Below are 6289 nucleotides of genomic sequence, written 5' to 3' on the forward strand. Positions count from 1 at the left end.
TGGGACTTAATTGGTTTGTAGCTATCTTGGATCCTGTGGTGGTCGAGCTCTGTGCGACGATCACGCTGCGTGGGTCTCGATTCGTATCGTTCCCGGTTCGGATTCGCAAAACTTTTACCGATTAGCAGTTCGATGCCATTCACCGTGACTCATATTGCCGCAGCGGTTCCGATTGCTTGGCTATGTCGATGGCGATTGCCTTTTTCAGCATTGGCAATCGGGTGTGCGATCCCCGACATCGCGGCGTTCTATCCCGCTTGGATCGACTATCGAGCCACTCATTCGATCGCGGGAATTTTGACGCACTGTTTGCCAATCGGAGTCGTGTTCTATTATCTGTACCAATCGCTGTTGAAACGGCCACTTGCAGATTTGTTGCCCAAACGGCTCTCGGAGCGACTGTGGCCGTGGCTGGACAAGCCGATTGATTTTTCGGTCCCCGCTATCATCGCTGTCATCTTATGTGTCATGTTTGGCGCCGGAACGCACGTGTTGTGGGACTCGTTTACGCATGGGGGGCGGTGGGGTGTCCAACAATTTCCTATTTTGAAAACCACTGCGATCTCGCTTAGCGACCGCGCGATCTCGTGGTATTCGGTGCTGCAACACCTCAGCTCGGTCGTGTTTCTGCCACCGATGTTAGTGGGGTTCTACATCTGGATTTCACGTCAGCCTCGAGACCCCAACCAACGCTGTCATTTTCAATTGCCGCGATCGGTGACATGGCCCGTCCTGGGGCTGATGATGCTGACGATGGGAGTTCATCTCGTCTGGACTCGGCTAAAGAATCCGTCGGATTCGCTGCTGGGCGTTGCCGCCCACTGTATCAAACAAAGTGGCGCGCTGATGATGATCATCGTGCTGCTGTACTGCATCGCAATGCATTTGATTTGGGCACTGCAAAGCGACGAAGAGCAGTCGGCGGCGAGCGAAACGTAGGGCGATTGCCCAAGGCCATCGACTCCGTCAGCCATTGGGTAATGTTCACGTCGTGGAATTCGCCAGAATTCCCCTTGTAGTGGAATTCGCCAGAATTCCCGTCATTGCTGTTGAAGCAGCCGAAACGCTGGTGAAGTCCCACTACGAGAGTCGATGGCACTAAACGGGGGGCGTTTGTAGCGGTGCGGCGCAAGCCGCCCGGTCTAAACCGAACGTTTTACTCGCCTCAACCGGACGGCTCGCGCCGTGCCGCTACCAAAGGATATGTTCCTAACGAATTATCTCGCTCCTTCGCGGATCAACTTGATCAATTCTTCGGTGTTCATGCGAGCAGCGCGATCGGTACCATCGAGAACGCCGGCAACCAATTCACGTTTGTCCGCGTGCAGTTGCAAGATTTGTTCTTCGATCGTTCCTTCGGCGACCAATCGATAGACGGTCACCGGTTTTTGTTGTCCGATACGATGTGCCCGGTCGGTCGCTTGATCTTCCACCGCTGGATTCCACCAGGGGTCTAAGTGGATCACGTAGTCGGCTGAGGTCAGGTTGAGTCCCGTTCCCCCGGCTTTCAGTGAGATCAAGAACAATTCGCCTTCGCCATTTTGGAACGCATCGACGCGTCGTTGTCGTTCCGATGCCGGAGTGGCACCATCGAGGTATTGATACTCGATTCCTTGCGCATCGAGTGCTTCGCGAATCACACCGAGATGCTTGACGAATTGGCTAAATACCAACGCTCGGTGTTCACCTTCGCGAAGCTCTTCGACCAAATTCATCAGCAAATCGAGTTTCGCCGAGCCTTTCTTCCACGTTGGATCAACCAACCGCGGATGGCAGGCCAATTGCCGCAGTCGGGTCAACCACGCCAGCGTGCGAATACGTTGTTGGCCCGCTTGCGAAGCGTCGGCGGATTCGCCGCTCAGTTCCGCCAGTGCCGCAATTCGCACGTCTTCGTAGCGTTTGCGTTCGGCTTTGCTCAATTCGGCATGCAACGTGATCTCGGTTCTCGCAGGTAGTTCTTTGAGCACCTTGTCTTTGGTTCGTCGCAGGATGAACGGGCGGACCAAACGCGCCAACGATTGGCGTTGTTTGTCATCTTTGTGGCGTTCAATCGGATCGGCAAAACGATTGCGGAAACGGTCCCATGATCCCAGCAGTCCAGGGGACAGCGTTCGAAACAGACTCCACAATTCGCCAAGATGATTTTCCAGCGGAGTACCCGACAGCCCGATTCGCCAATCCGCGTTGATCAAGCGAATCGCTTGTGACGTTTTGGTTTGCGAGTTCTTGATGAACTGAGCTTCATCGAGAATCAGCGTGCTCCAGTCACGAGTCGCAAATTTCTTTGCATCCCGCTGAACCAATTGGTAACTGACGATGACCAAGTCGCCGGGACCTACCGAATCAATCAATTGTTGGCGATCCGAATCACGGTAGAGATGCGATTTCAGCGACGGCGTAAACCGTTCGGTTTCACGCACCCAGTTGTCTCCAACGCTGGTAGGCGCAATCACGAGTGAAGGCCCTAATTTGGCGCGATCCAACAACACGCCCAGCGTTTGTACCGTTTTTCCCAAACCCATGTCATCGGCCAGCACGCCGCCGACGCCCCACTTGCTCAACCGGGCCAACCAGCGGTAGCCATCCAATTGGTAGTCGCGGAGTTCGGCGTCGAGCCCTTCGGGTTTTTCGGGTGACCAGTCGGCTAGCGATTCGAGCCGTTTGACTGATTCGTGCCAACGCGCGGTGGCTTCGAGCACGACATCGTCGCTGATCAATTCTTGAACCGCCGGCATCGCGGCGTCGGCGATCTTCATCGAATCGCGATCGCTGACGACGACGTCGCCAAGTTGCTGTAATCGACGGCGGAACGATTCGCTGATCTTAGCGAACTCGCGATCGCCCACTCGTACGAGCGCACGGTCTTCGCGAACCGCGGCCAACAAATCGGCTAACGAGATGTCTTGTCCATCGATCGTCACCGATCCGGTCAATCCGAACCAATCTCGTTTATCATCGATTTGCACGCGAAGAGCCGAGGGGGTCAATTCGCCGCGGACTCGAATGGATTGACCTTCAGGCCAAATGATCCGCGGCGCATCGCCGCCACCGTCGTACAGACGACCGAGCAGATCGAGCGCCGCTTCGTCGCTTTCGGCAACCCAGCGATAATTTGCATCCGCACTCAATTTGTTGAACTCAAATCGCTCGACCACCGAATCGGCGCGTTGTTTTTCGTTCTCCAGGTCACGCTGAAGCCGAATGGGACCTTCGTCGGTCAAACATGGCACGATTTCGGGCGACGCCCCCGGTGCCAGGACTTCGCGGAAGCGATCATCGTGAATGGCAAGCGAAATCAACAGTCCGGCGCCGGGCCGCGGCCGCAACTCAAAGACCAACTCGCCCGTGATCGGGGTGATCGGTCCAGCCAGCTCGGCAGGCAAGTTGACCCGGACCAGCGAATCGACGGCGGCGCATCCGACCGCCAATCGGGCGGCGGATTCCGCATCCAAAACGGCGTCTTGCAAATCACTCTTCAATAGAAATTGGATGACTCGCGTCGCTCGCGGATCACGCAGCGTGCAAACGATCAAACGGTTGTGTTTGCGATCGGCCAAAATCACCAGCGGCTCGACGGGGCTGCTGTGTCCCATCACCACATCACATTGTTTGATATCGATGTTGAAACCCGACACGTGCAGCACGGGGCGGAAATGGGTCGCCGAAACCGTTGTGTCGTGGTTGTCTTCGTGCTGTTCCTCTTCTTCCTCCAAATCGCGTTCGACAGGCTCGAGTGTCAAACTCAATTCCGCAGAATAAACATCCAAATCGCTTGCGTCCCCATCGGCCCAGCCGACGTTGGGATGACCGACGAGCGATTGAAGTGCTTGGAATTCGGCGTAGTGGTCCTCGTCAAAGCTATAGCTTCGCGAAGCCACCAATGCGGCGATCTTGCCGTCGATCGGAAACGCAGTGAAGTCGCGTTTGAGCAACTCGAAACCGCGAATTTCTTTGCCCTTGGTCCAACCTTTTTTGTTTTTTCGTGGCTTCTGTTCGTAAGGCGTAATCGAAAGCGGAGCGTAATAGCGAGAGCGTGAAAAACCGATTCGCCATTGCAACCGTGTCTCGTCGTCGGTGGTTTCCGCCGGTCGACTCGACTCTTCGGCGAGCGTCAGAATGTTGTCGACGAGGTCACGGCCAATACTGACCGAATCGACTTCTAATTCACCAAGGAAATTCAGCACCTCGCCGATGCTGCGGCGGCCTAGCTGTTCTTGTAACCACCATGCGGTTGAAAGCGTATGCGAGCATTGGTCGTGAGTCTTGAATTGGGCGCATTCGCAGGTCGCAATCGCTTTGAGCGATGTGCTGTCGGGGGAAGGAGAGAAATCCTCGTCCTCTTCGTCCTGTTCTGCTTGGACGTCAATGGCAGCCGCTGCGGTGGGTTGGCGATTCCCCTTGACTTTGAACTCAAACTTCAGCTGTCGACCTTCGCGGCTGAGTGTGGGCGAATCGACCGTCAACATTGCCGCACGTTTGTCCAATGATTCATCGTGCTCATTCACCAAACGCTCAATCGCTTCGCCGACGAGAAGTCCAAACGCTGCAATCGCGTCGTCGGACATCAAATCCATATTTTGCCTTCCATTGTCGCGTGAATCTCGATGAACCAAAGGGCTACCATTGTATCGACGCAGTACGGGGGTGTGAGTTGGGGACCAGGGGGAAAAGGGACTGTGTCGACGGCTGAAAACAATCATCCTGCATCACGGGCACTCGGCCTGACACGTGATTCAGCCATTTGCGACCCGTCATGTCCACTGCCTCGGGGCTCCCGCCGTGGGCCAATCCGAGATTCTAACCGCACCCTGCTTTGAAAACATGGTGTCTTTGCTCGATTCTTTTTCTCGCTACAGTGTAGGGTTGGCTCATGTGAGCTTGATCTTCCCTACTCGTACCTTGCAGGTGTATTTCATGCCCAAATTGACGGTTCAAGGCGTCGGTGAATTTGATGTCCGTGCTGGAAAAAGACTCGTAAAAGCGTTGATTGAAGACGCGGGAACCGACCAACTGCACGCTTGCGGCGGCCAAGCACGGTGCACGACATGCCGAGTAAAATTTGTTGAGGGCGAACCCAAGAACATCACCGAAGCCGAAAAAGAAACATTAAAAGTTCGCGAAGTCAAAGAGTCTGGCGTCCGTCTGAGCTGCCAAATCGCCTGTGACCATGACATGACCGTCGAACTGATCAGCCGACTTGAAGGCAGCGGTCGCAAAGACCAAGGATCGCCAGTGGCGGACGAAATCGAACCCGCTCCGGAATGGACCACGCGGTAATACAGGATCGGATCAACAGGCGAACCAATCCGTCAGTACGCGATCCATCCAACAATTGCGTTGTCGGTCGATGAACCCCACGTGCCCTCCGTGCCTTGAAACCACGCGTTTCACTTTGGGACCCCAGTGATGTTTAGCGTCGGCAAAACAATCCACGGGGACCACCGGGTCGTCTTCGGCGGCCAATACCAACGTGGGGACCGCCACCGTTTCGATGTGATGGGCGGCCGACGATTTTTCGTAGTAGTCCAGCGCGTCTGCGAAACCACTTAGCGGGGCGGTGAATTGATCATCCAATTCACGCAGCGTGCGGGGGCGCTTCGAGGCAATGCTTGCTGCGAAATCGCTACGGGCTCGTACGCCGGGGGGGATGCGCGACATCAATTGGCGGATGAAGTAATAGTTGTAAGGCCGCAGAATCCGCCGCTGCATATTCTCGCTGCAACGTGCTAGATCTAGCGGCGGACAAATCGCGGCAATGCGATCAAGTTTGTCAAACCAATCGGGCTGCGGATCCGCTCCGGCGCCAATCCGGCCGACCGCTCGCAGAATTTGATTCCCACCCAACGAGACGGCTGCGACCCCCAAGCGACTGTCAGGGGCCAAATTCGAAATTGCCCCAAGTGCCGCAATCAAATCATCGCTTCGCCCCGCATGCGTTAATTGTTTAACCAGTCCAAACGCGTCGCCACAACCACGCATGTCGATGCGGAAAACACGCACACCTTGTTCGTGGAATCGCTTTGCCAAGCGAATCATGTAGGGGGCGGGCATGGCATCCCGACAACCCGTGCACCAACAACATCGACAACCCATCATCCCGCCAATCGCCCGGTCGAGTCTCGTGCAGCACCACGGCGTCGCCATCGGCAAGCGTCACCGTATGCTTTTCAGTCGTTAAACCCAACTTGCCCGGCGGCGTGACCGTCGCGAGGGTTTGCAGATGTCCACCTCGCAGCAAGCGATGTTGTTGAAAAGCAGGTGGCTGAAATGAAATCATAATTCGCTATAA

At 55.5% G+C, this 6289-nt stretch carries 5 protein-coding genes; 2 read left to right on the forward strand and 3 right to left on the reverse strand.

The genetic code is table 11. The features are described from left to right. Window positions 1–132: 132 nt before the first annotated feature. Window positions 133–939 carry a DUF4184 family protein gene (locus RMSM_RS07860; protein WP_040764759.1) on the forward strand — a complete coding sequence of 269 codons (807 nt, stop codon included), beginning with the start codon at window positions 133–135 and terminating at the stop codon, window positions 937–939. A gap of 278 nt (window positions 940–1217) precedes the next feature. Here the strand turns inward: RMSM_RS07860 and RMSM_RS07865 are convergent, their stop codons facing one another. Then, complete coding sequence (locus tag RMSM_RS07865) at window positions 1218–4574, reverse strand: DEAD/DEAH box helicase (RefSeq protein WP_008693920.1); 3357 nt, start codon at window positions 4572–4574, stop codon at window positions 1218–1220. A gap of 340 nt (window positions 4575–4914) precedes the next feature. Between RMSM_RS07865 and RMSM_RS07870 the strand changes: the two genes are divergently transcribed. Next, window positions 4915–5277, forward strand: a complete 363-nt coding sequence (locus tag RMSM_RS07870) for a 2Fe-2S iron-sulfur cluster-binding protein (protein WP_040764760.1) — start codon at window positions 4915–4917, stop codon at window positions 5275–5277. A 12-nt stretch (window positions 5278–5289) separates the two neighbouring features. On the opposite strand, the gene RMSM_RS07875 is transcribed toward RMSM_RS07870, so the two are convergent. Together RMSM_RS07875 and RMSM_RS40775 are read right to left on the reverse strand one after the other, a co-directional pair. Beyond that, entirely contained in the window at window positions 5290–6000 is a 711-nt protein-coding gene (locus tag RMSM_RS07875; protein WP_160168256.1) for a YheT family hydrolase, read from the reverse strand. Beyond that, complete coding sequence (locus tag RMSM_RS40775; RefSeq protein WP_008693926.1) at window positions 5945–6277, reverse strand: alpha/beta fold hydrolase family protein; 333 nt, start codon at window positions 6275–6277, stop codon at window positions 5945–5947. The genes RMSM_RS07875 and RMSM_RS40775 overlap by 56 nt, the downstream gene beginning before the upstream one ends. Between the last annotated feature and the right edge of the window lie 12 nt (window positions 6278–6289).

It is taken from the genome of Rhodopirellula maiorica SM1, assembly GCF_000346295.1.
GTDB classification, from domain to species: Bacteria; Planctomycetota; Planctomycetia; order Pirellulales; family Pirellulaceae; genus Novipirellula; species Novipirellula maiorica.